Below are 23,077 nucleotides of genomic sequence, written 5' to 3'. Positions count from 1 at the left end.
CTACTCGCCACCCCTGAGCAGCTTGTGCAGCTCCTGGAGCGGCCGGACCTTCATGTCACCGGCCCGCAGCGCCTCGATGCCCATCACCGCGGCGGCCGCGCCGGGCACGGTGGTGATACTGGGCACGTCCGCGGTGACCGCGGCGCTGCGGATCTCGTACCCGTCGCGGCGGGCGCCGGCGCCGGAGCCCTGCGGGGTGTTGATGATCAGCGCGATCTCGCCGGCCAGGATCAGGTCGACGGCGTTGCGCCTGCCCGGGTCCTCGTAGTGCTTCGGGACGACCTCGCAGTCGATGCCGTAGCGCCGCAGCACCTCGCCGGTTCCGGCCGTGGTGACGATGGTGAAGCCCAGGTCGGCGAGCCGCTTGACCGGGAAGATCATCGACCGCTTGTCCCGGTTCGCCACCGAGACGAAGACCTTGCCGCTGGTCGGCAGCGAACCGTACGCCGCGGCCTGCGACTTGGCGAACGCCTGGCCGAAGCCGGCGTCGATGCCCATCACCTCGCCGGTCGACTTCATCTCCGGGCTGAGCAGGCTGTCCACGTTGTTGCCGGCCAGGGTGCGGAACCGCTTGAACGGCAGCACCGCCTCCTTGATCGCGATCGGCGCGTTCGCCGGCACGGTCCCGCCGTCGCCCTCGGGCAGCAGCATGCCCTCGGCGCGCAGCTCGGCGATGGTGGCGCCCAGCATGATCCGGGCGGCCGCCTTGGCCAGCGGCACCGCGGTCGCCTTGGAGACGAACGGCACGGTCCGCGAGGCGCGCGGGTTGGCCTCCAGGACGTAGAGGGTCTCGTCCTTGAGCGCGTACTGCACGTTCATCAGGCCGCGTACGCCGATGCCCCGGGCCAGCGCCTCGGTGTAGCGGCGGACCTCGGCGATGTGCGAGGCGGCCAGGGTGATCGGCGGCAGCGAGCAGGCCGAGTCACCGGAGTGGATGCCGGCCTCCTCGATGTGCTCCATGACGCCGCCCAGGTAGACCTCGCCGGTGGCGTCGCAGAGCGCGTCCACATCGATCTCGATGGCGTCGTCGAGGAACCGGTCGACCAGCACCGGGTGGTCGGGCGAGATCTCGGTGGCCCGCTCGATGTAGCCCTTCAGGGTGGGCTCGTCGTAGACGATCTCCATGCCCCGGCCGCCCAGCACGTACGACGGGCGGACCAGGACCGGGTAACCGATCGTGTCGGCGATCGCCTTGGCCTCGCCGAAGCTGGTGGCGGTGCCGTGGTCGGGCGAGCGCAGCCCGTTGTCGTTGAGCAGCGCGCCGAAGAGGCCGCGGTCCTCGGCCAGGTCGATCGACTCGGGGCTGGTGCCGACGATCGGGACGCCCGCGGCCTTGAGCCGGTCGGCCAGGCCGAGCGGGGTCTGCCCGCCGAGCTGCACGATCACGCCGATCACGCCGGGGCCGCCGGCCGCCCTGCCGGAGCTGTCCTCGGCGTGGAACACCTCGAGGACGTCCTCGAAGGTGAGCGGCTCGAAGTAGAGCCGGTCGGCGGTGTCGTAGTCGGTCGACACGGTCTCCGGGTTGCAGTTGACCATGACGGTCTCGAAGTCGACACCGCGCAGCGCCTGGACCGCGTGCACGCACGAGTAGTCGAACTCGATGCCCTGCCCGATCCGGTTCGGCCCCGAGCCCAGGATGATCACCTTGGGCCGGTCGCTCGGCTCCACCTCGGTCTCCTCGTCGTACGACGAGTAGTGGTACGGGGTGTTCGCCTGGAACTCGGCGGCGCAGGTGTCCACGGTCTTGTAGACCGGGCGCAGGCCGAGCCGGTGCCGCAGGGCCCGGACGCCGTCCTCGCCGGCCAGCTCCGGCCGCAGCCCGGCGAGCTGCCGGTCGGAGAGACCGGCCCGCTTGGCCCGGCGCAGCAGGTCCTCGTCGAGGACCGGGGCGGCCAGGATCTCGGCGCGCAGGTCGACCAGGGCCTTGATCTCGTCGAGGAACCACGGGTCGATCCGGCCGGACGCCTCGTGCACCTGCTCGACCGTGGCGCCGAGCCGCAGCGCCGCCTCGACGGTGTAGAGCCGCCCGTCGTGCGGGGTGCGCAGGGCCTCCAGCGCCTCGCCGAGGTCGTCGAAGGAGGGAGCCGTCCAGAAACCGGCGGCCTTGGTCTCCATCGAGCGCATGGCCTTGTTGAGCGCCTCGGCGAAGTTGCGGCCCAGGCTCATCGCCTCGCCGACCGACTTCATCGTGGTGGTGAGCTCCCGGTCCGCGCCCGGGAACTTCTCGAACGCGAACCGCGGGATCTTGACGACCACGTAGTCCAGGGCCGGCTCGAAGGCGGCCGGGGTCTTGAGCGTGATGTCGTTCGGGATCTCGTCGAGGGTGTAGCCGATGGCCAGCTTCGCCGCGATCTTGGCGATCGGGAAGCCGGTGGCCTTCGACGCCAGTGCCGAGGACCGGGACACCCGCGGGTTCATCTCGATGACGATCATCCGGCCGTCGTCCGGGTTGATCGCGAACTGGATGTTGCAGCCGCCGGTGTCCACACCGACCTCACGCAGGACGGCGATGCCCAGGTCGCGCATCTTCTGGTACTCGCGGTCGGTGAGCGTCATGGCCGGGGCCACCGTCACGCTGTCGCCGGTGTGCACGCCCATCGGGTCGATGTTCTCGATCGAGCAGACGACCACGACGTTGTCGTGCTTGTCGCGCATCAGCTCGAGCTCGTACTCCTTCCAGCCGAGCACGCTCTCCTCGATGAGCACCTCGGTCACCGGGGACGCGGCCAGGCCGGCGCCGGCGATCCGCTCCAGGTCCTCGGAGGTGTGCGCCATGCCGGAGCCCAGCCCGCCCATGGTGAACGACGGCCGGATGACGACCGGCAGGCCGATCTCCGCGACGGTCTCCCGAACCTCCTCGATGGAGTGGCAGACCCGCGACCGGGGCGTCTCGCCGCCCGCGAGCGCCACGATGTCCTTGAAGAGCTGCCGGTCCTCGCCCTTGCGGATGGCGTCGACGTTGGCGCCGATCAGCTCCACGCCGTACTTCTCCAGCACGCCGCTCTCGTGCAGGGCGATCGCGGTGTTCAGCGCGGTCTGGCCGCCCAGGGTCGGCAGGATCGCGTCCGGGCGCTCCTTGGCGATGACCAGCTCGACGAACTCGGGCGTGATCGGCTCGACGTAGGTGGCGTCGGCGAACTCCGGGTCGGTCATGATCGTGGCCGGGTTGGAGTTGACCAGCGAGACGCGGATGCCCTCGGACCGGAGGACCTGGCAGGCCTGGGTGCCGGAGTAGTCGAACTCGCAGGCCTGGCCGATGACGATCGGGCCGGACCCGATCACCATCACATGCTTGAGATCTTCACGCTTCGGCACTTGCTCAGCCCTTCTTTTCCACAAGGTCGACGAAGCGGTCGAACAGGTAGTCCGCGTCGTGCGGGCCGGCGGCGGCCTCGGGGTGGTACTGGACGGTGAAGGCGGGGACCTCCAGGCCCCGCAGGCCCTCGACCACGTTGTCGTTCAGGCAGACGTGCGAGACCTCGACGCCGCCGAACTCGGTGTCGATGCGCTGCCCGATCGGGGCGTCCACGGCGAACCCGTGGTTGTGGCTGGTCACCTCGACCTTGCCGGTGGTCTTGTCGAGCACCGGCTGGTTGATGCCGCGGTGCCCGTACCCCAGCTTGTAGGTGCCGAAGCCGAGCGCGCGGCCGAGGATCTGGCTGCCGAAGCAGATGCCGAACAGCGGAACCTCGCGGCGCATCACCTCGCGGGCCAGCGCGACCGGGCCGTCGGCGGTGGCCGGGTCACCCGGGCCGGGCGAGAAGAACACCGCGTCGGGGCTGACCGCCAGCAGGTCCTCGATCGAGGACGAGGCCGGGAAGATGTGGGTGGTGACGCCCCGCTCGGCCAGACGGCGCGAGACGTTGCGCTTGATGCCCAGGTCGAGCGCGGCGACCGTGTAGCGGTGCTCGCCCTCGGCCTTGACCGTGTAGCGCTCGCCGGTGGTCACCTGGGCGGAGAGGTCGGCGCCGAGCATCTGCGGCTGGTTGCGCACCTTCGCCAGCAGCGACAGCGGGTCCAGGTCGACGCTCGACACGCCGACCCGCATCGCCCCCAGTGAGCGCAGGTGGCGGGTGAGGGCGCGGGTGTCCACGCCGCTGATCCCGACGACGCCCTCGGCGGCCAGGCGCTCGCCCAGGTCGCCGGTGGAACGCCAGTTGGACGGGCGGCGGGCCGGGTCGCGGACCACGTAGCCGGAGACCCAGATGCGGTCGGACTCGTCGTCCTCGTCGTTGACGCCGGTGTTGCCGATCTGCGGCGCGGTCTGCACCACGACCTGCTTGTGGAACGACGGGTCGGTCAGCGTCTCCTGGTATCCGGTCATGCCGGTGGTGAACACCGCCTCGCCGAACGTCTCCCCCACGGCGCCGTACGCGGTGCCGTGGAACGTCCTACCGTCCTCCAGGACAAGGATCGCCTTGCTCACTTGACTGCCTTCCCATCGAGAACCGTGGCCTCGCCCCGCAGGAAGGTCGCGACGATGCGACCGGGCAGGGTCATACCGGCGTACGGCGTGTTGCGGCTGCGGCTGGCCAGCTCGGCCGGGTCCACGATCCGCTGGGCCGCCGGGTCCACCAGCGTCAGGTTGGCCGGGGTGCCGGCCTGTGTCAGGTCACCGCCGTGCCCCTCCAGGCCCGCGATCCGGGCCGGCGCGATCGACATGCGGTCGGCGATCAGGTCCCACCGGGGGCCGAAGACGCTCAGCACGATCGGCAGCGCGGTCTCCAGCCCCAGCATGCCGGGCCGGGCGTGCGCCCACTCGCACTCCTTGTCCTGCACGGCGTGCGGCGCGTGGTCGGTGGCCACCACGTCGATCACCCCGTCCAGCAGCGCCTGGCGCAGGGCTTCGACGTCGCTGCGCGTACGCAACGGGGGGTTGACCTTGAAGACCGGGTCGTAACCCGCCGCGAGCTCGTCGGTGAGCAGCAGGTGGTGCGGGGTGACCTCGGCCGTCACCCGGATGCCGCGGGCCTTGGCCTGGCGCAGCACCTCGACCGAACCGGCCGTGGAGACGTGGCAGACGTGCAGGCGGCTGCCGACGTGCTCGGCGAGCAGCACGTCGCGGGCGATGATCGCCTCCTCGGCGACGGCCGGCCAGCCGGTGAGGCCGAGCCGGGTGCTGACCTCGCCCTCGTGCATCTGCGCGCCCTCGGTGAGCCGGGGCTCCTCGGCGTGCTGGGCGATCACGCCGTCGAACGCCTTCACGTACTCCAGCGCGCGGCGCATCAGCTTGGGGTCGGCGACGCAGAACCCGTCGTCGGAGAAGATCCGCACGTTGGCCGCGGAGGTGGCCATCGCGCCGAGCTCGGCCATCTGCTTACCGGCCAGGCCGACCGTGACGGCGCCGATCGGCTGCACGTCGACCAGGCCGGCCTCCCGGCCCAGGCGCCACACCTGCTCGACCACACCGGCGGTGTCGGCGACCGGCGACGTGTTCGCCATCGCGCAGACCGCGGTGTAGCCGCCCAGGGCCGCGGCGCGGGAGCCGGTCTCGACGGTCTCCGCGTCCTCCCGGCCGGGCTCGCGCAGGTGGGTGTGCACGTCCACCAGGCCGGGCAGCGCGACCAGGCCGGTCGCGTCGATCACCTCGGCGCCCTCGACCGGTTTTGCGGACACGACGCCGTCGGCGATGTACAGGTCGCTCGGTGAAGCACCGAGGATCGAGACGCCCTTGATCAGGTACGCCATCACTTGCCTCCCAGCAGCAGGTAGAGGACGGCCATCCGGACGCTGACGCCGTTGGCGACCTGTTCGACGATGGTGGAGCGGGGTGAGTCGGCCACCTCGGGCGCGATCTCCATGCCCCGGTTCATCGGACCGGGGTGCATGACGATCGCGTGCTCCGGCAGCTTCCTCATTCGGGTGACATCGAGGCCGTAACGGCGGCTGTACTCCCGGGCGGAGGGGAAGAACGAATCCTGCATCCGCTCGGTCTGCACCCGCAGCATCATCACGACGTCCGAGTCGGGAAGGACGCTGTCGAGGTCGTACGACACCTTTGTGGTCTTCGACAGCGCGGCGACCACGTCCCTGGGGATCAGGGTGGGCGGGCCGACCAGGGTGACCTCGGCGCCCAGGGTGCTGAGCAGCAGGACGTTGGAGCGCGCCACCCGGCTGTGCAGCACGTCGCCCACGACGGCGACCCTGAGGCCGTCCAGCCGGCCCAGGCGGGACCGCATCGTGTACGCGTCCAGCAGCGCCTGGGTGGGGTGCTCGTGGGTGCCGTCGCCGGCGTTGACCACCGAGCCGTCCACCCAGTTCGACAGGCGGTGCGGGGCGCCGCTGGCCGAGTGCCGGATCACCACCGCGTCCGCGCCCATCGCCTGGAGGGTGAGCGCGGTGTCCTTGAGGCTCTCGCCCTTGGAGACGCTGGAGCCCTTGGCGGAGAAGTTGATGACGTCCGCGGAGAGCCGCTTGGCGGCCGCCTCGAAGGAGATCCGGGTGCGGGTGGAGTCCTCGTAGAACAGGTTGACCACGGTCCGCCCGCGCAGCGCGGGCAGCTTCTTGACCTCGCGGCCGGACAGGGCCGCCATCTCGGCCGCGGTGTCCAGGATCAGGGTCGCGGTGGCCGCGTCCAGGTCGCCGGCCGAGCGCAGGTGCTTGATCACTTGAGGCCTCCGATCAGCTTGACCTCGTCGGCGCCGTCGATCTCGGTGAGCGTCACCTTGACGCTCTCGCTGAGCGCGGTCGGGATGTTCTTGCCCACGTAGTCGGCGCGGATCGGCAGCTGGCGGTGACCGCGGTCGACCAGGACCGCGAGCTGCACCGAGCTGGGCCGGCCGAGGTCCTTCAGGGCGTCCAGGGCGGCCCGCACCGAACGGCCGGAGAAGAGCACGTCGTCGACCAGGATGACCCGCAGGCCGTCGATGCCACCGGCCGGCAACTCGGTCTTGCCGAGCGCGCGGGTGGCGTTGAGGCGCAGATCGTCGCGGTAGAGCGTGATGTCGAGGGAGCCCACCGGGATCTCGACGCCCTCGAAGGCGTGAATCCGGGCGGCGAGCCGGTGTGCGAGCGGGACGCCCCGCGTCGGGATGCCGAGCAGGACGGTGCCGGTGGCGCCCGAGGTCTTCTCGAGGATCTGGTGGGCGATGCGGTCGACGACCCGGTGCAGGTCGGACCCCGCCAAGATGATCTTGCTGGGCGCGTCTGCGCGTGGCTGCGCCACGGCGGACCTCCTTCCCCGCCTCACGGGACGGGTCGTTAAAGGATGTCGGTACAGGACCCGGAGGACCGGAACCTGATGGCTGACGCTACGTTACCAGTGGACGCCGCATGCATTATGGTGACGTGCCTGACTGGAGCAGATCGGACAATTCCCGTCGTCTAGGGATACAGCCGGTTACTTTGGTGCGGCCCGCACGACTCATCGGTAACCAACACTTGACCGGCGGTCGCAAACTCCGTACCGTCACGCAGCGTAGCGATCCGTGAGGAAAGAACCCTCCGGGCCAGCACAGTACCGGGAGTGTCCTAATGCCGTCTGAGTACGCGAAGTCGCTGGGCGCTCGTCTGCGCTCCATCCGCCAGCAGCAGGGCCTGTCCCTGCAGGGTGTCGAAGAGAAGTCCAACGGCCGTTGGAAGGCCGTCGTTGTGGGCTCGTACGAGCGTGGCGACCGCGCGGTGACCGTGTCGCGCCTTGCCGAACTCGCCGACTTCTACCGTGTTCCCGTCTCCGAGCTGCTGCCCGACGGCAGTGGCATCCGCCTGGAGGCGACCAACAAGATCGTCCTGGACCTCGAGAAGCTGTACGACACCACCGGCGAGGACCTCGCCTACGTGGCGCGGTACGCCCGGGCGATCCAGCAGCAGCGCGGCGACTACAACGGCCGCGTGCTCTCCATCCGCGCCGACGACCTGCGCGCGCTCGCCATCGTCTACGACATCTCGCCGTCCGGCCTCATCGAGCGCCTGACCGAGCAGGGTGTCCTGGTGGCCGACCCGCGTGCCTTCTTCGCCAGCTGACACTGAACAAAATCAGCAACACCCAGTAGCGCCCCCCGTAAGGCCCGCGTCCCCCCGGCGCGGGCTTTTGCGTCTTTTGAACTCGGCGCGTACGTCGCGCGTACCCCCGGACATGAAGAAACGGCCCGGATCAGATGATCCGGGCCGTTCCAGGGAATCAGCGGGTGGCGAAAGCCGCGATCCGGTCCAGCAGCCCGTTGAGGAAACGGGGGCTGTCGTCGGTGGACATCTCCTTGGCCAGCTCGACCGCCTCGGTGATTGCCACCGGGTCGTCGACGTCGGCCTCGTAGAGCAGCTCGTAGACCGCGATCCGGGCCAGGTTGCGGTCGACCGTCGGCATCCGGTCGATCGTCCACCCCTCGGCGTAACTGGCGATCAGCTCGTCGATCCGGTCGAGATGCTTCGCCACACCGTCGATGAGCGTTTTCGAGTACTCCAGGTGCTCGGGGTGCGGCTTGGCGATCCGGTCCAGGTAGGTGAGCAACACCTGGCTCGGCGGCAGGTCACGCAGGTCGGCCTCGAAAAGGACGTCCAGCGCTCGCTTGCGGGCCTTGCGACGCGCGAGCCGTTCCTTCTTGGGACCTTCGGCCATCAGCTGCGGCCGAGGTAGCGGCCGTCGCGGGTGTCGACCTTGATCTTCTCACCGGTGGTGATGAAGAGCGGGACGTTGACAGTCGCGCCGGTCTCGACGGTCGCCGGCTTGGTGCCACCGGTCGAGCGGTCGCCCTGGAGGCCCGGCTCGGTGTAGGTGACCTCGAGGAACACGCTGGTCGGCAGCTCGATGTAGAGCGGCACGCCCTCGTGCAGCGCCACCGTGGCCTCGGCCTCGGGCAGCAGGTAGTTCGCGTTCTCCCCGACCGTGCCGCCGGCCACGTGGATCTGGTCGTAGGTGTCCAGGTCCATGAAGACGTAGTCGTCGCCGTCCTGGTAGAGGTACTGCATGGTGCGCTTGTCCACGGTCGCGGTCTCGACCTTGGTGCCGGCGTTGAAGGTCTTGTCCACCACCTTGCCGGAGAGCACGTGCTTCAGCGTGGTCCGCACGAAGGCCGGACCCTTGCCCGGCTTGACGTGCTGGAATTCGACGACGGCCCACAGCTCGCCGTCGAGGTTGAGCACCAGGCCGTTCTTCAGGTCGTTGGTGGAAGCCATGTCCTGCCTTTGTTTTCCGAGTCTGCAATCTGATACGTAAATAATCTTGATACGTATCGGTGACCGAACCACTCTACCGGCGCGAACCGGCCCGGAGCGAATCGGGCCTACCGTGCGATGTGCTCCAGAGCAAGCCGATATCCGTCGAACCCGAGCCCGGCGATCACACCGGTCGCCACGGCCGAGATCACCGAATGATGCCGGAACTCCTCACGCTTGTGGATGTTGGAGATGTGCACCTCGACCAGCTTGCCGCGCAGCATCGCGCAGGCGTCCCGGACCGCGTAGTTGTAGTGCGTCCAGGCGCCCGGGTTGAGCACCACGTCGGCGCCCTCGTCAGCGGCCTGGTAGAGCCACTCCAGCATCTCGTGCTCGGCGTTGGTCTGCCGCACCTCGACCTCCAGGCCCAGGTCCTCGGCGACGGTCTGGCACATCTCGACCAGGTCCTTGTAGGTGGCCGAGCCGTAGACCCCCGGCTCCCGCAGGCCCAGCCGGCCCAGGTTCGGCCCGTTCAGCACGTAGATCATCGGGCCACCGCCGCGTAGGCGCGCTCCAGCAGGCCCTCGTCCGGCCCGGCCAGGATGCCCGGCTTCGCCAGGCCGTCCAGAACCACGAAACGCAAGGTCGCGGCACGCGCCTTCTTGTCGACGCGCATCGCGGGCAACAGCTCGGGCCAGGCCTCTCCGGGGTACGCCGTGGGCAGGCCCAGACTCTCCAGGACCGCCCGGTGCCGGTCCGCCGTGGCGTCGTCCAGCCGCCCGGTGAGCCGCCCCAGCTCGGCCGCGAAGACCAGGCCCACCGCGATCGCGTGCCCGTGCCTCCAGGTGTACCCCTCGCGCCGCTCGATGGCGTGCCCCAGCGTGTGGCCGTAGTTGAGGATCTCCCGCAGCCCGGACTCCTCGAGATCCACGCCGACCACGTGCGCCTTCACCCTGATCTTGCGCTCGACCAGCTCACGGAGCACGTCGCCGCGCGGGTCCAGGGCGGCGGCCGGGTCCGCCTCGATCAGCTCGAGGATCCGCGGGTCGGCGATGAAACCGCCCTTGACCACCTCGGCCAGGCCCGCCGCGAGGTCCTCGGCGGGCAGCGTGTCCAGCGCGTCCAGGTCGCAGAGCACGCCGGCGGGCGGATGGAAGGCGCCGACCAGGTTCTTGCCGGCCGCGATGTTCACCGCCGTCTTCCCGCCGACGGCGGCATCGACCATGCCGGCCACCGACGTCGACACCGGCACCCAGCGAACCCCGCGCAACCAGGCCGCGGCGACATATCCGGCCAGGTCGGTGGTCGCTCCCCCACCGACACCCACCACCACATCCGTACGGGTGAAGCCCGCGGCCCCGAGCTCGTCCCAGCACCGGGCGGCGACCTCGACGGACTTGCCGCGCTCGGCGTCCGGCACCTCGATCGGGACGACCGTCCCGGCACCGGCCGCCTTGGCCACGGCCTCGGCCCGCTCGCGCAGCGTCGGCGGGTGCAGCACCGCCACCCGGGCCGCGCCCTCGATCATCGCGGGCAGCTCGTCCGCCAGCCCTCGGCCCACGACCACGTCATATGGACGGTCACCCGCCACCGGAATCCGTGTCACCACGGCCGCCACCCTATCCCCGCCGGGGAACCGGGCCGCGACCCCGCCGCACCGATTCCACTCCTCGGATGGAGTCATGTGCCTAGGACCCCTTGCCGATAGCCCTTCAAGGGTGTCACCGGCGTCACCCTCCGCCTCGGCGCACCGGCCCCATTTGCGGCCATCCGCTACCGTCACGGCCGCAACGGGGGAGATCATCAATATGAGACTGAGTCGACGTGCCGTCATGCGCGCCGCGCTGCTGACCGCCGGCGGGGCGGCCTTCGGCGCGGTGGGCAAGGACACGCTCTCACAGGCGTTCGGCTGGGACCGGCCACCGGTCAGCGGTGGCTACGCGGCCGCCGCCGACGCGCCCGAGGCCCTGCGCACCGCCAACCTGACCATCCGGTACTTCGTGGAGACCACCGAGCCGGTGGTGGCGTTCACCTTCGACGACGGCCCCGGCCCGCAGTGGACGCCGATGGTGCTGGACGCGCTGGACCAGGCGAACATCCCGGCCACGTTCTTCATGGTGGGCCAGAACCTGGAGGAGCACGCCGGTCTGGTCCGCGACCGGATGGGCCGCCACGAGATCGGCAACCACTCCTGGTCACACGACGACCTGGCGACCCTGGACCGCGCGGGCGTGGAGACCGAGCTGTCCCGCACCCACGACATGATCAAGGAGGTCTTCCACCGGGAGACGACGCTGCTGCGCCCGCCCTACGGGCATCTCGGCGGCTCCACGGTGCTGGCCGCCGACCACTTCGGCTACGAGATCGTGCTGTGGTCGCACCTGATGCGGGAGAAGTACTTCCAGGACGACCCGGACGGCCAGATCCGCGACATCGTCGACAACGTCCGCCCCGGCTCCATCATCCTGGCCCACGACGTCGGCAAACCGCACCGCCTGGTCTCGCTGCGCGGCCTGAGCGCCATGTTCAGCGGCCTGAAGGCCCGCGGCTTCCGATTCGCCACGGTCTCCGAGCTGGCCGCCCTCCAGACCCGCCCGACCCCGCCGCCGCTCACTACCGCCTGAGGAGGGTGAGGACCTCGGCGGTGGTCTCGGCCTCCGCACGGCCGTCGGTGGCGACCGTGTGGGTGGCCACCTCGAGGTAGAGCGGGCGGCGCTGGTCCAGCAGGTGCCTCAGGGTGGCCCGGGGGTTGATCGCGAGCAGCGGGCGGCCGGCGCCCAGGCCGACGCGCTTGATCGCGTCGGTCAGCTCGACCGAGAGGTAGACGACGGTGTGCCCGGCCAGCAGCTTCCGGGTGTCCTCGTCCAGGATCGCGCCGCCGCCCAGGGCCAGGACGCCGTCGAAGGTCGCCAGCGCCTCGGCGACGGTCCGCCGTTCCAGATCGCGGAAGGCCGGCTCCCCGTCCTCGACGAAGATGTCCGGGATCGGCTTGCCGGCCCGGTCCTCGATGATCGCGTCGGTGTCGGCGAAAGCGACGCCCAGCTCGGCGGCGACCGCCGCGCCGATGGTGCTCTTACCGGCGCCCATGACGCCGACGAAGACCGCGACCGGGGCCATCAGTGGATGATCAGGTTGTCGAGGTACGACCGGAGGTTACGCCGGATCTCGGCGACCGAGTCGCCGCCGAACTTCTCGGTCGCGGCCTCGGCCAGGACCAGCGCGACCATCGCCTCGGCCACGACCGCGCCGGCCGGGACCGCGCAGACGTCGGAGCGCTGGTTGATGGCGGTGGCCGGCTCGCCGGTGGTGATGTCGATGGTCTGCAACGCCCGGTTGAGCGACGAGATCGGCTTGAGCGCGGCGCGGACCCGCAGCGGCTCGCCGTTGGTGATGCCGCCCTCCAGGCCGCCGGCCCGGTCGGTGATCCGCTTCACCCCGTCCGGAGTCGGGACGATCTCGTCGTGCGCCACCGAGCCGCGCGAGCGGGCCTGGGTGAAGCCGTCGCCGATCTCCACGCCCTTCACCGACTGGATCGACATGAGCGCGGTGGCGAGCCGGGCGTCGAGCTTGCGGTCCCACTGCACGTGCGAGCCGAGGCCCGGCGGCACGTTGTAGGCCAGCACCTCGACGATGCCGCCGAGAGTGTCCGCGTCCTGCTTGGCGGCGTCGACCTCGGCCACCATGCGGGCGCTGGCCTCCGGGTCGAGGCAGCGCAGCGGGTCCTCGTCGATCCGGTCGAAGTCGTCGGGGGTGGGGATGACGCCGGGCTTGGCGGCCACCGGGCCGAGCTCGATGACGTGCGACACGATGTCGATGCCGAGCGCCTGCTTGATCAGCTTCTTGGCGACCACGCCGACGGCGACGCGGGCCGCGGTCTCCCGGGCGCTGGCGCGCTCCAGGATCGGGCGGGCGTCGGTGTGCCCGTACTTCTGCATGCCGGCCAGGTCGGCGTGACCGGGACGCGGGCGGGTCAACGGCGCGTTGCGGGCCTGCGCGGACAGCTCGGCCGGGTCCACCGGGTCGGCCGCCATGACGGTCTCCCACTTGGGCCACTCGCTGTTGCCCACCCGGATCGCGACCGGCGAGCCCTGGGTCACCCCGTGCCGGATGCCACCGATGAGCTCCAGCTCGTCCTGCTCGAACTTCATCCGGGCGCCACGGCCGTATCCGAGGCGGCGGCGCACCAGATCACGCATGATGTCCGCGCTCGTCACCTCGATCCCGGCGGGGACACCCTCGAGCAGCGCGACGAGCGCCGGTCCGTGCGATTCACCTGCAGTAAGCCAGCGCAACACGGCAACAGTCTGGCACGGCGCCGGTGACGGGCGGCGACAGGCCGCCCGTGTCCCGCCTTACGGACACCTTCCGGGGCGGCCGCGCTCACCGCGTACCCCGGCTAGATGCTCTTGATCCTCGGTTTTGAACGCCGGTCAGGCGCGGTTCTGGACGGCCTCGCCGAGAGCCTTGCGCATGGCCTCCTCGGGAGCCTCGGGCAGCCCGGTGAACTGCTCGAACTGGCTGAGCGCCTGGGCCAGCAGCAGGTCCAGGCCGGAGAAGACCGGCACCTCGTGCGCGGTCGCGGCGGCGGCCAGCGGCGTCGGCCACGGGTCGTAGAGGGCGTCGAAGAGGACGCTGCCGGGGCGCCAGGTCACCCGCTCGGCGAGCGGATCGGCGGCGCCCTTCGGGACGGTGGCGATGATCGCGTCGGCGTCGAACGTGCCGGCCGCGTCGTCCCAGGACACGCCGTCGAGGGTGATGCCCAGCGCGACGGCGACCGGGTCGAGCTCCTCGCGGGCCTCCGGACGGCGGGTGACCACGGTCACCGTCTCGGCGCCGAGCTGGGCGGCCGCGCCGAGAGCGGCCCGCGCGGTGCCGCCGCCACCGAGCACGGTGATCCGGGGTGGGGCCACCTTGGCGGCGTGCCGGCCGGTGCTCACGCCGAGCCCGGCCTCCCGCAACACCTGGACCATCCCGATGACGTCGGTGTTGTCCGCGTGCCACGTGCCGTCCGGCTGGCGGACCAGGGTGTTGGCGCAGCCGACCGCGATCGCCTGCGGCGAGGCGGAGGACGCCAGCCGCAGCGCGGTCTCCTTGAGCGGCATGGTCAGGGACAGGCCGGCCCACTCCGGGCCGAGGCCGGCCACCAGGTCGGGCAGTTCGGACTCGGCGCACTCGATCGCCGTATAGGTCCAGTCGAGCAGGCCGGTCGCGGCGAAACCGGCGGTGTGGATGAAGGGCGAGAGCGAATGCGCGATCGGCTTGCCGCACACCGCGGCTTTCCGCGCGGCCGGGGTCTCCTCGGGCTTCTGCACGGGGCTCACTCTACGGGTGGACACCCGCGGCATGCCCTCACCCACACGCGGGGCTCAGCAGTCGGACAACTTGATCCCGTTGTCGCAGGCCTTCTTCTTGTTCTTCTCGTGCTCGGCGTCGGTGGCGGCGAACGCGGAGTGCCCGGCCTTGTCGATCGCGACGAAGAACAGCCAGGGCGCCACCGGTGGCTTCTGGGCGCCGGTCAGCGCGGCCTTGCCGGGGCTGTTGATCGGCCCGATCGGCAATCCGACCACGGTCTCCGAGTTGTACGGGTTCTTCGGGTCGTTCATCTCGGCCTCGGTGAGCTGGCCCGAGTGCTTCGCCTTCTTGCCGTTGAGCTCCAGCCAGTAGTTCGTGGTGACGTCGAACTGCAACGGCATCTTCTTCTTGTACGCCCGGTTGTAGGCGACCCGGGCCACCTTGGGCAGATCGTCGGCGTTGCCGGCCTCGGCCTGCGCCAGCGACGCCACGATGAGCGCCTCGTACGGCGAGACGGCCAGATTCTTCTGCACCCCGTCGGCGAACCCGATCTCGCCGGTGACGGTGAGGAAGTGCTCGACCATCGTCTTGAGGATCTGCGGGGCGGTGGCCTTGGGGTCGAACTCGTACGTGTCCGGGAAGAGGAAGCCCTCGGCCGTCTTGGACACCGGCTTGCCGTCGGTGCGCTTGAACCACCAGTCCGGTACGCCGAGCGCCTCCGGATCCTTCGCCGCGGCCTCGAAGTCCTTGACCGGGATGCCGGTGGCCTTGGCGAGCAGCTCGAACGTCTGCTTGGCGGTCTTGCCCTCGGGGATGGTCACGCCCTTGCTGAGCCGGGTGTTCGGGTCGAGCAGCTGGGCGACCGCCTGCTCGGCGGCCATCTGCCGGCGCAGCACGTAGGTGCCGGCCTGGATGTTCTCGCTGCGCGGCTCGGCGTCGGCGGCCTCCAGGAAGGCCTTGGTGCTCTTCACCACATCGGCTTTGACGAGCACGTTGCCGATCTCGGTGAGCGACGAGTTCTTGATGATCGTGATCTCGACCGGGTTGCTGCCGGCGCCCTCGTAGTCGGCGGCCACGAAGAAGCCGGCGATCTTGGTGTAGCCGAGGTAGATGCCCCCACCGAGCACGGTGAACAGCAGAAGCGTCAGGACCAGGGCGACCGCGGAGCGGCCACGTCCTTTCCGGGCCCGGTGGTCACCCCGGGAACCGCCTCCGTCGGCGTCCTCTTCGAACGCCACATCCAGTTCGTCGATCATGTCGTCTGCCTCCGCTGCCCGTCCGGCCGACTCCGCGAGCACTGGGCGCACCATACCTATTTCGATGGTCCGCCGCCCACCCCGGCGACTTTCCGTCGACCGGGCGGTGACGCGGCGTCCTTCCTAACGCGCGTGACCGGGCGAGGAAACTCCACCCGGCCACGTCACCCTAGCGGGTCAACAGATCGGGATGCCGTTCTTGCACGCGACCTTGATGTTGGCGTTGTGCTCGTCGAATGTCTTGCCGTACGCCATCGTGCCCTTCTTGTCGATGGTCACGAAGAAGAAATACTGGCTCTTCGGAGCGTCGATGGCACCCTTCAGGGCGATCTCCCCGGGGTTGCTGATCGGGCCGATTGACATGCCCGGCGCGTTGTACCGGTACGGGTTGTTCTCGCCGTGCATCTCGTCGATCGTCAGCTTTTCGGATGCTTTGCCCTGCTTGCCGTTCAGCCGCAGCCAGTAGTTGACCGTACTGTCCAACTGGAGGCAGCCGCACGGGAAGTCACCGGAGTACGCCCGGTTGTAGAGAACCCGCGACACCGGCCCCATGTCCGCCGGGAGCAGCGCCTCCACCTGGGTGATCGACGCCGCGACCAGGGCCTCGTACGGTGAGATCTTGAGCTTCGACTGGGCCGTGGCCGCGAAGTCCAGCTTCTCCATCTCGGCGTTGAAGTTCTTGATGACGAGCTTGAGGACGTCGGTCGCGGTGGTCTTCTTCGGGATCTCGTAGGTCGCCGGGTACAGGAAGCCCTCGATGTTGGACTTGTCGACCTTCTTGCCGTCGGTCCGCTTCAGCCAGGCGGACGTGACGCCGAGCTTCGAGATGTCCTTCGCGGCCTTCTCGAACTCCGCCACCGGGATGCCGGTGTACTCGGAGAACGCCGCGAAGACCTGCATCTTGGTCCAGCCCTCCGGGATGGTCACCCCGTTGACGGCGAGATTCTTCCGGTCCAGCAGCCACAAAACCGCGTCGCTGGCCTTCATCTGCTTGCGCAGCTTGTAGGATCCAACCTGAATGCCGGTACTGTCGGGATTGTCCTTGGCCGCCTCGACGAAGGCCGCGGCACTCTTGACGACCTCTGCTTTGAACAGGGTCTCGGCGATGTCGGAGGCGTACTCGTCCTTCTTGACCTCGACGATCACCTCACCACTGCCGGGGCCGTCGTAGTCGGCCGCGGACAGGAAGCCGGACACCTTGCCGTAGCCGTACCAGGCTCCGCCACCGAGGACGCCGAACAGCACCAGGACCAGGACGAACGTGACGACCGAGCGGCCACCCTTCTCCCTCTTGCGATGTCTCCATCGCCCGGGATCCGGGTTGTTCTCGTACCTCAGGTCTTCTATCTCGCCGATCAATTAAGTCTGCCTCCGCTGCGCGTTGAGCCAGCCCTGCAGGATCTCCACGGCGGCCGCCTGATCCACGACCGCACGCTGGCGCTTGCCCTTGACACCCCGCTCGGAGAGCCGGCGGCTGGCGACGACCGTGGACATGCGCTCGTCGGTCAGCACGACCGGGACCGGCGCCAGCACCGCGCCGAGCCGCTCCACGTACGCCCGGACGTGGCCGGCCGCCACACCCTCACGCCCGTTGAGCGCCACCGGAAGCCCGACGACGACCTCGATCGCCTCGTACTCGGCGGTCAGCCGCGCCAGCTCCGTCATGTCCTTCGGCGTGCCGTCGTCACCGGTCTCCCGGTCCCGCGGCACGGTCACCACCGGGCTGGCCAGGATCCCGTCGGGGTCGCACCTGGCCACCCCGACACGCACCTGACCCACGTCCACACCCAGGCGGACGCCCCGAGCGAAGCGCTGAGTCACGCTCCCACCCTGCACAGCAGCAACACGCGTCTCCCGTCCCCGATCAAGATTCCGATGCGAAGAGTAACCGCTACGGCTTTCGCTCGCTTCGATGCCACCGCTCCGATCGCGACCCGAAGCTTAACCGCACCGCTGGCCGATGCGCCGCCACCCTTTGCAAGGCCTAAAGATCCGCTAAGAAATGGAGTACCCAACATCAGCAAACGACTACCCAGAGCAATCATCACGCATCGCGAAAACGCCCCGGACAGTGTCCGGGGCGTTTTCGTCGAGAAGTACTGTCAGGCCTTGTCGGCGACCGCCTGCTCGATCGCGGTCAGCAGACGCGGGGCCTCCGCGGCCGGCACGCCGCCGCCCTGCGCCAGATCGGCGTTGCCGCCGCCCCGGCCGGACAGCGCCGCCTTCACCAGGTCCTGCGCGGACAGCCCACGGGTCTTCGCGGCGCCGTTGATCGCGACGATCAGGGACGCCTTGCCGTTCGCCCGGGCGGTCACCGCGACCACCGCGGGACGCGCCGCGTCGATCTTGCCACGGATCTCCTGCGCCAGCGTCCGCACGTCGTTGACCGCCGCACCTTCCGGCGCCTCGGTCCCGACGTACGCCACACCGCGCACGTCCTTCGCCCCGGACGCGAGCGCCGCCGCCCCGCCCAGCACCATCTGCGCCCGGAGCTTCTCCAGCTCCTTCTCCGCGTCGCGCAGCGCCGTGACGGTCTGCTCGACCCGGTCGGCGACCTGGTCGCCGGGCACCCGGAACAGGTCGGCCAGACGGGACACCAGCAGGTGCTCCTTGGCCAGGAAGCCGAACGCGTCCAGACCCACCAGGGCCTCCACGCGGCGCACCCCGGAGCCGATCGACGACTCGTTGAGGATCTTCACGAGGCCGAGCTGGCCGGACCGGGAGACGTGAGTACCGCCGCACAGCTCACGGGCGTAGTCGCCGACCTCGACGACCCGGACCTCGTCGCCGTACTTCTCGCCGAACAGCGCCATCGCGCCGAGCCGGCGCGCCTCCTCCTGCGAGGTGATGAACGCGTTGACCTCGAGGTCGCGCAGCAGCACCTCGTTGATCTGCTGCTCGACGTCGAAGAGCACCGACGGGTTGACCGCGCCCGGGGTGTGGAAGTCGAACCGCAGCCGGCCCGGCGCGTTCAGCGAACCCGCCTGGGTCGCCGACTCGCCGAGGAAGTTGCGCATCGTCTGGTGCACCAGGTGGGTCGCGGTGTGCGACCGGGAGATCGCCTTCCGGCGGGTCACGTCGATCTCGGACAGCGCCGTCTCGCCCGCGCGCACCTCGCCCCGGACCACCCGCGCCTTGTGCACGATCAGGCCCGGCAGCGGCTGCTGCACGTCGACGATCTCCAGCCGGCCGCCACCGACGTTGATCACACCGGTGTCCGCCTGCTGGCCGCCGCCCTCCGCGTAGAACGGGGTGGTGTCCAGCACCAGCTCGACGAAGTCGCCCTCGCCGGCCACCTCGATCCGGCCCTTGTCACCGATCAGCGCCCGGACCCGGGACTCACGGGAGATCTCCTGGTAGCCGGTGAACTCGACCGGGCCGCCCGCGTCCAGCGCCGACCGGTACGCCGACAGGTCCGCGTGGCCGGTCTTGCGGGCCGCCGCGTCCGCCTTCGCCCGGTTCCGCTGGTCGGCCATCAGCCGGCGGAAGCCCTCGTGGTCGACGTCGAGACCCTGCTCCTGCGCGATCTCCAGGGTCAGGTCGATCGGGAAACCGTACGTGTCGTGCAGCTGGAACGCCTTGTCACCCGACAGCTGCGTCTTCTGGGAGGCGCGGGTCTCGGTGATCGCCAGGTCCAGGATCGTGGTGCCCGCCTTCAGCGTGGAGAGGAACTGGTCCTCCTCCGCGTAGGCGTACGTGGAGATCCGCTCGAAGTCGGTCGCCAGCTCCGGGTACGACGGGGACATGCAGTCCCGCGCGATCGGCAGCAGGATCGGCAGCGCCTTCTCCTGCCAGCCGAGCAGGCGGATCGACCGGATCGCCCGGCGCATGATGCGGCGCAGCACGTAGCCGCGGCCCTCGTTCGTCGGGGTGACGCCGTCGCCGATCAGCATCAGCGCGGTACGGACGTGGTCCGCGATCACCCGCAGACGGACGTCGTCCGGGTGGCTCTCGGACGCCGCGTGGCCGGAGCGCTTGCCGTACTCCTTACCGGTCAGCTCGGCGGCCTTGGCGAGGATCGGGCGGACCTCGTCGATCTCGTACAGGTTGTCGACGCCCTGGAGGATCGACGCGATGCGCTCCAGGCCCATGCCGGTGTCGATGTTCTGCTTCGGCAGGTCACCGACGATCGTGAAGTCCTCCTTCGACTTCACGTCGGTGATCTCGTGCTGCATGAAGACCAGGTTCCAGAACTCCAGGTACCGGTCCTCGTCGACCTCCGGGCCGCCCTCCTTGCCGTACGCCGGACCACGGTCGTAGTACAGCTCCGAGCACGGGCCCGCCGGGCCGGGGATGCCCATCGACCAGAAGTTGTCCTTCTTGCCCCGGCGCACGATCCGCTCCGCCGGCAGGCCGGTCCGCTTCCAGATCTCGATCGCCTCGTCGTCGTCGAGATAGACCGTCGCCCAGATCTTCTCCGGGTCCAGGCCGAAACCGCCCTCGGACACCGGCTTCGTGGACAGCTCCCACGCCAGCGGGATCGCGCCCGACTTGAAGTAGTCGCCGAACGAGAAGTTGCCGTTCATCTGGAAGAACGTGCCGTGCCGGCTGGTCTTGCCGACCTCGTCGATGTCCGGCGTCCGGATGCACTTCTGCACGCTCGCGGCCCGCTGGTACGGCGGGGTCCGCTGCCCCAGGAAGAACGGGACGAACTGCACCATGCCGGCGTTGATGAACAGCAGGTTCGGGTCGTCGATAGCCGGCAGCGGGGCACTCGGGACCACCGTGTGCCCGTTCGCCTCGAAATGCGCCAAGAAGCGCCGCTTCACTTCCGCCGTTCTCATCGACTTCCCTCTTCCTGCGAGCCGGGCCACGCGTCGTCACGCAGCTCGGCGAACTTGTCCTCGTACAGCTCCCCCGCGGCGAACGCCTCGTGGATCTGGTTCTCCCGCTCGGCCATCCCCTCGCGGACGTCTTCCACGAAGCTACGCAGCGACTCGACGAGGCCGCCAGCGGATTCCGAGAGCGACGTCGCGATCCCCGTCGGGGTGAACTCGTTGGCCTTCTGGTTCAGCTTGCGAACGACGAGGGCGCCGACGGCCAAGCCGACGCCGAGCCACAGCAGGCGCTTCATGACGGCGAAATACCTCTCGATCGAAGGTCAGCGGGCGGCCTTACGGCGCTGCTTGAGGGTGGCGCGGACCTCGCGCTCCTCCTCGGCGTGCCGTCGGGCGGCGGTGGCCTTGCGCAGGCCGTACCCGAAAGAAGCGACCTTGACCAGCGGGTTGGCCGCGGCTGCCGACACGACGGTGACCAGGTTCGCGACATTGGCCGTGATGTTCTGAGCGTGCCCGGTCATCGTGTCGACCTTGGCGAGCTGGACGTTGACGCCGTCCAAAGAGACCTGAACCTGGCCGAGCGCGGTGTTCACGTTCTCCACCGTGACGTTCACGTTGGAGAGCAGCGGCCCCGTCCGGTCGACCAGGTCGTTGATCGCGTTCGTCGTGGCGTCCACGGTGCGGCCCAGCTTCAGGATCGGCACGGACAGCACGAGAACGAGCATGAGGAAGGCGCCCGCCGCGATCAGGCCTGCGATTTCTCCGGCATCCATCTGGCGCGTCTCCTATTCGGGTGGTCACGGATTCGGCGGGACAACTAGCAGACCCTACCGTCCGTGACCACCACCCGCGTCACGACGCCTGGGGTGTCGGCGATAAGAGCGGATCGTCGGTGGACAGCACCGTGTCCGGAGTCACCCCGACCAGTCCCGGCGTGGTCTCCTTCTCACCCCGCCGGTCCTCGATCTTGTTCCACACCTTGATCCGGACCGTCGAGCCCTGGCACGCCCCCGGATCCGGCAGCTCCTCCGCGGCGCCCGCCGTCGGGTTCTGCTCGGCCGAGATCTGATCAACCGCGCAGCCCGGCAGGCCCACCGCCAGGTCCAGGGTGAGCTCGTCCCGGCTCCAGCAGCTGTAAGTGCCCTCCTCCGGAGCGACCGGCGTCTCCGGGCAGCCCTCGACCTTCCGCTGCTTCCAGCCCGCCTTGGTCAGCGCCTCGGTGTAGACGCCGGCGGTCTCCTTGAACGGCCGGTCCGATTCGGCCTTCCGCTCCCGGAACGAACACTCCATGATGCATAGCGTGCTGCCGGTCTCCTGATTCTCCACACCCTTCGCGGCCCAGGAGGGAACCTTCAGCGCCGCCAGCGAGGCCAGCACCGGATCGCTGCTCGCCGCGCGCAGACCGACGAACGCCGGCAGAGCCAGCAACACCAGCGCCGCCAGCGAGAACAGCGTGACGAGACGCAGCCTTCGCTGCGTGCGCAACTTGTGGCGCAGCTCGGCGAGGCCACCCTCGGCCGTTTCATCCTTCAGGGGTACGCCGTTCGCGTTCCCTCTGGACGCATCACCGGGCCCCACCGGGCGTACGGAGCCGGTCCCGTTCGCACCCGGTCCCTGCGAGTCGTCCGGACCCGGCAGACCGTCGGGCCCACGACCGGGAACCGCGGCGCCACCCCTGGCCGGACCGTCCGTCCCGGGAACGGAGGCACCACCCCGCGCCGGACCGTCCACGACGGCACCCATCGCCCGCGACGGCGCACCGGGAACCGCGGCGCCGCCCCTGGCCGGACCGTCCGCCCCCGGAACGGAGGCACCACCCCTGGCCGGGCCGTCCACCCCGGGGACCGCGACACCGGCCCGGGCCGGACCGTCCACACCCGCGGCGGCACCCATCGCCCGCGACGGCCCACCGGGAACCGCATTACCGCGTGCCGGACCGTCGACGCCCGCCGCGGCACCGCCACGGCTCGGTCCGTCGAGTCCGGGAACGGCGGCCCCGCCCATCGGCCGGGAGGGTCCGCCGGGAACGGCGACGCCGGCCCTCGCACGCGGAGCCCCGCCAGGACCGGGAACGGGCGCGCCGCCCATCGCCCGAGAAGGACCGTCCGGGCCGCCCGGGCCTCTGGACAGGTCGCCCTCCGAACCGGGTACGCCACGTCCCGGACCACCGTCCGGACCCGCCATACCTCGCCCCGGGCCACCGTCCGGACCCGCCGTGCCGTGTCCGGGGCCGCCTTCGGCACCACGGCCGGGCAGACCCGAAGGTCCGCCTTCCGGGTCTGCCGGACCGCGGCCGGGCACGGCAGCGCCACCACGTGCGGGGCCGCGGCCCGGAGCACGCCCCGGAACCTGGGCGCCGCCTCGTACCGGGCCGCCGTTAGGACCGGGCATGCCACCCGGGCCGCCGGGGCCGCCGGGGCCACCCGGCACTCGACCTGGGCCGCCGGCGCCGGGGCCTGTCATGGCACCTGGGCCGGGACCGCCGCTGTGCTTGCCACCCGGGCCACCCGGGCCGGGTGCGCCGGGACCGGGTCCGCCGTCGGGGCCGGGCGGGCCCACCACGGCGCGGCCGGGAGCAGCGGCGCCCATCGCCTGTGCGGGGCCGCCACCTGAGACGGGCGCGGAGCGGCCGGGGCCGCCCGAGCCGGGCGCGGCGCGCCC

At 70.2% G+C, this 23,077-nt stretch carries 22 protein-coding genes; 3 read left to right on the top strand and 19 right to left on the bottom strand.

Going from position 1 to position 23,077, the window contains the following annotated elements:
- From carB to pyrR, 5 genes are read right to left on the bottom strand one after another with little or no spacing between them, the layout of a single operon-like run.
- Positions 1-3,315 (bottom strand): carbamoyl-phosphate synthase large subunit, encoded by a 3,315-nt coding sequence (gene carB, locus KZ829_RS42050; protein WP_220149428.1) that lies wholly within the window; start codon positions 3,313-3,315, stop codon positions 1-3.
- A gap of 4 nt (positions 3,316-3,319) precedes the next feature.
- The gene (carA, locus tag KZ829_RS42045) at positions 3,320-4,426 is read right to left on the bottom strand and encodes a glutamine-hydrolyzing carbamoyl-phosphate synthase small subunit (RefSeq protein WP_220149427.1); all 1,107 of its coding nucleotides are present in this window, start codon (positions 4,424-4,426) and stop codon (positions 3,320-3,322) included.
- Entirely contained in the window at positions 4,423-5,691 is a 1,269-nt protein-coding gene (locus KZ829_RS42040; RefSeq protein WP_220149426.1) for a dihydroorotase, read from the bottom strand. The genes carA and KZ829_RS42040 overlap by 4 nt, the downstream gene beginning before the upstream one ends.
- Complete coding sequence (locus KZ829_RS42035) at positions 5,688-6,608, bottom strand: aspartate carbamoyltransferase catalytic subunit (protein ID WP_220149425.1); 921 nt, start codon at positions 6,606-6,608, stop codon at positions 5,688-5,690. The genes KZ829_RS42040 and KZ829_RS42035 overlap by 4 nt, the downstream gene beginning before the upstream one ends.
- Entirely contained in the window at positions 6,605-7,189 is a 585-nt protein-coding gene (gene pyrR / locus KZ829_RS42030) for a bifunctional pyr operon transcriptional regulator/uracil phosphoribosyltransferase PyrR (RefSeq protein WP_372441825.1), read from the bottom strand. The genes KZ829_RS42035 and pyrR overlap by 4 nt, the downstream gene beginning before the upstream one ends.
- 284 nt (positions 7,190-7,473) lie before the next feature.
- On the opposite strand from pyrR, the gene bldD reads away from it, so the two are divergent.
- Positions 7,474-7,962: a transcriptional regulator BldD gene (bldD, locus tag KZ829_RS42025; RefSeq protein WP_014446326.1), complete on the top strand. Its 489-nt coding sequence runs from the start codon at positions 7,474-7,476 to the stop codon at positions 7,960-7,962.
- A 157-nt stretch (positions 7,963-8,119) separates the two neighbouring features.
- Here bldD and nusB read toward each other — a convergent pair whose 3' ends face one another.
- The 4 genes from nusB to aroB all read right to left on the bottom strand — a co-directional run bounded on the left by nusB (position 8,120) and on the right by aroB (position 10,774).
- Positions 8,120-8,554, bottom strand: coding sequence for a transcription antitermination factor NusB (nusB, locus tag KZ829_RS42020; RefSeq protein ID WP_183215231.1), 435 nt, complete (start codon positions 8,552-8,554; stop codon positions 8,120-8,122).
- On the bottom strand, positions 8,554-9,111 hold the full coding sequence (efp, locus tag KZ829_RS42015; protein WP_220149424.1) for an elongation factor P: 558 nt from the start codon (positions 9,109-9,111) through the stop codon (positions 8,554-8,556). The genes nusB and efp overlap by 1 nt, the downstream gene beginning before the upstream one ends.
- A 107-nt stretch (positions 9,112-9,218) precedes the next feature.
- Positions 9,219-9,638: a type II 3-dehydroquinate dehydratase gene (gene aroQ / locus KZ829_RS42010; RefSeq protein WP_183215234.1), complete on the bottom strand. Its 420-nt coding sequence runs from the start codon at positions 9,636-9,638 to the stop codon at positions 9,219-9,221.
- Positions 9,635-10,774 (bottom strand): 3-dehydroquinate synthase, encoded by a 1,140-nt coding sequence (aroB, locus tag KZ829_RS42005; protein ID WP_372454029.1) that lies wholly within the window; start codon positions 10,772-10,774, stop codon positions 9,635-9,637. Before aroB ends, aroQ begins: the two co-directional genes overlap by 4 nt.
- Before the next feature lie 124 nt (positions 10,775-10,898).
- On the opposite strand from aroB, the gene KZ829_RS42000 reads away from it, so the two are divergent.
- Complete coding sequence (locus KZ829_RS42000) at positions 10,899-11,714, top strand: polysaccharide deacetylase family protein (protein ID WP_220149423.1); 816 nt, start codon at positions 10,899-10,901, stop codon at positions 11,712-11,714.
- On the opposite strand, the gene KZ829_RS41995 is transcribed toward KZ829_RS42000, so the two are convergent.
- From KZ829_RS41995 to KZ829_RS41950, 10 genes are all read right to left on the bottom strand, one after another.
- Positions 11,704-12,207: a shikimate kinase gene (locus tag KZ829_RS41995; RefSeq protein ID WP_220149422.1), complete on the bottom strand. Its 504-nt coding sequence runs from the start codon at positions 12,205-12,207 to the stop codon at positions 11,704-11,706. The genes KZ829_RS42000 and KZ829_RS41995 overlap by 11 nt on opposite strands.
- Positions 12,207-13,385 (bottom strand): chorismate synthase, encoded by a 1,179-nt coding sequence (gene aroC, locus KZ829_RS41990; RefSeq protein WP_183215241.1) that lies wholly within the window; start codon positions 13,383-13,385, stop codon positions 12,207-12,209. The genes KZ829_RS41995 and aroC overlap by 1 nt, the downstream gene beginning before the upstream one ends.
- Positions 13,386-13,520: 135 nt before the next feature.
- Complete coding sequence (locus tag KZ829_RS41985; protein ID WP_308285891.1) at positions 13,521-14,402, bottom strand: shikimate dehydrogenase; 882 nt, start codon at positions 14,400-14,402, stop codon at positions 13,521-13,523.
- Positions 14,403-14,456: 54 nt separating this feature from the next.
- Positions 14,457-15,638, bottom strand: a complete 1,182-nt coding sequence (gene mltG, locus KZ829_RS41980; protein ID WP_220149420.1) for an endolytic transglycosylase MltG — start codon at positions 15,636-15,638, stop codon at positions 14,457-14,459.
- Between the two features lie 177 nt (positions 15,639-15,815).
- Positions 15,816-16,997: an endolytic transglycosylase MltG gene (gene mltG, locus KZ829_RS41975; protein ID WP_220149419.1), complete on the bottom strand. Its 1,182-nt coding sequence runs from the start codon at positions 16,995-16,997 to the stop codon at positions 15,816-15,818.
- Complete coding sequence (gene ruvX, locus KZ829_RS41970; protein WP_220149418.1) at positions 16,998-17,459, bottom strand: Holliday junction resolvase RuvX; 462 nt, start codon at positions 17,457-17,459, stop codon at positions 16,998-17,000.
- Positions 17,460-17,740: 281 nt separating this feature from the next.
- On the bottom strand, positions 17,741-20,422 hold the full coding sequence (alaS, locus tag KZ829_RS41965) for an alanine--tRNA ligase (protein WP_220149417.1): 2,682 nt from the start codon (positions 20,420-20,422) through the stop codon (positions 17,741-17,743).
- Positions 20,419-20,712, bottom strand: coding sequence for a hypothetical protein (locus tag KZ829_RS41960; protein ID WP_106324497.1), 294 nt, complete (start codon positions 20,710-20,712; stop codon positions 20,419-20,421). Before KZ829_RS41960 ends, alaS begins: the two co-directional genes overlap by 4 nt.
- Before the next feature lie 27 nt (positions 20,713-20,739).
- Positions 20,740-21,189, bottom strand: coding sequence for a DUF948 domain-containing protein (locus KZ829_RS41955; RefSeq protein ID WP_183215255.1), 450 nt, complete (start codon positions 21,187-21,189; stop codon positions 20,740-20,742).
- Positions 21,190-21,268: 79 nt separating this feature from the next.
- Positions 21,269-21,994, bottom strand: coding sequence for a hypothetical protein (locus KZ829_RS41950; protein ID WP_220149416.1), 726 nt, complete (start codon positions 21,992-21,994; stop codon positions 21,269-21,271).
- Between the two features lie 642 nt (positions 21,995-22,636).
- Between KZ829_RS41950 and KZ829_RS41945 the strand changes: the two genes are divergently transcribed.
- A complete protein-coding gene (locus tag KZ829_RS41945; RefSeq protein WP_220149415.1) occupies positions 22,637-23,029 on the top strand; it encodes a hypothetical protein in 393 nt (130 codons plus the stop codon).
- The last annotated feature ends 48 nt before the right edge of the window (positions 23,030-23,077 follow it).

The sequence above is a fragment of the Actinoplanes hulinensis genome (assembly GCF_019429605.1).
Lineage (GTDB): Bacteria > Actinomycetota > Actinomycetes > Mycobacteriales > Micromonosporaceae > Actinoplanes > Actinoplanes campanulatus.
The sequence above is the reverse complement of the archived record's forward strand: the minus strand, read 5'-3'. Positions and strand labels throughout refer to the sequence as shown.

Excerpts from the sequence above, each read along its gene's own strand:
- mltG (WP_220149420.1), bottom strand. The coding sequence starts at position 15,638 with ATGATCGACGAACTGGATGTGGCGTTCGAAGAGGACGCCGACGGAGGC.
- nusB (WP_183215231.1), bottom strand. The coding sequence starts at position 8,554 with ATGGCCGAAGGTCCCAAGAAGGAACGGCTCGCGCGTCGCAAGGCCCGC.
- KZ829_RS41995 (WP_220149422.1), bottom strand. The coding sequence starts at position 12,207 with ATGGCCCCGGTCGCGGTCTTCGTCGGCGTCATGGGCGCCGGTAAGAGC.
- KZ829_RS41960 (WP_106324497.1), bottom strand. The coding sequence starts at position 20,712 with ATGAAGCGCCTGCTGTGGCTCGGCGTCGGCTTGGCCGTCGGCGCCCTC.
- aroQ (WP_183215234.1), bottom strand. The coding sequence starts at position 9,638 with ATGATCTACGTGCTGAACGGGCCGAACCTGGGCCGGCTGGGCCTGCGG.
- KZ829_RS41955 (WP_183215255.1), bottom strand. The coding sequence starts at position 21,189 with ATGGATGCCGGAGAAATCGCAGGCCTGATCGCGGCGGGCGCCTTCCTC.
- bldD (WP_014446326.1), top strand. The coding sequence starts at position 7,474 with ATGCCGTCTGAGTACGCGAAGTCGCTGGGCGCTCGTCTGCGCTCCATC.
- aroB (WP_372454029.1), bottom strand. The coding sequence starts at position 10,774 with ATGACTCCATCCGAGGAGTGGAATCGGTGCGGCGGGGTCGCGGCCCGG.
- efp (WP_220149424.1), bottom strand. The coding sequence starts at position 9,111 with ATGGCTTCCACCAACGACCTGAAGAACGGCCTGGTGCTCAACCTCGAC.
- alaS (WP_220149417.1), bottom strand. The coding sequence starts at position 20,422 with ATGAGAACGGCGGAAGTGAAGCGGCGCTTCTTGGCGCATTTCGAGGCG.
- KZ829_RS42000 (WP_220149423.1), top strand. The coding sequence starts at position 10,899 with ATGAGACTGAGTCGACGTGCCGTCATGCGCGCCGCGCTGCTGACCGCC.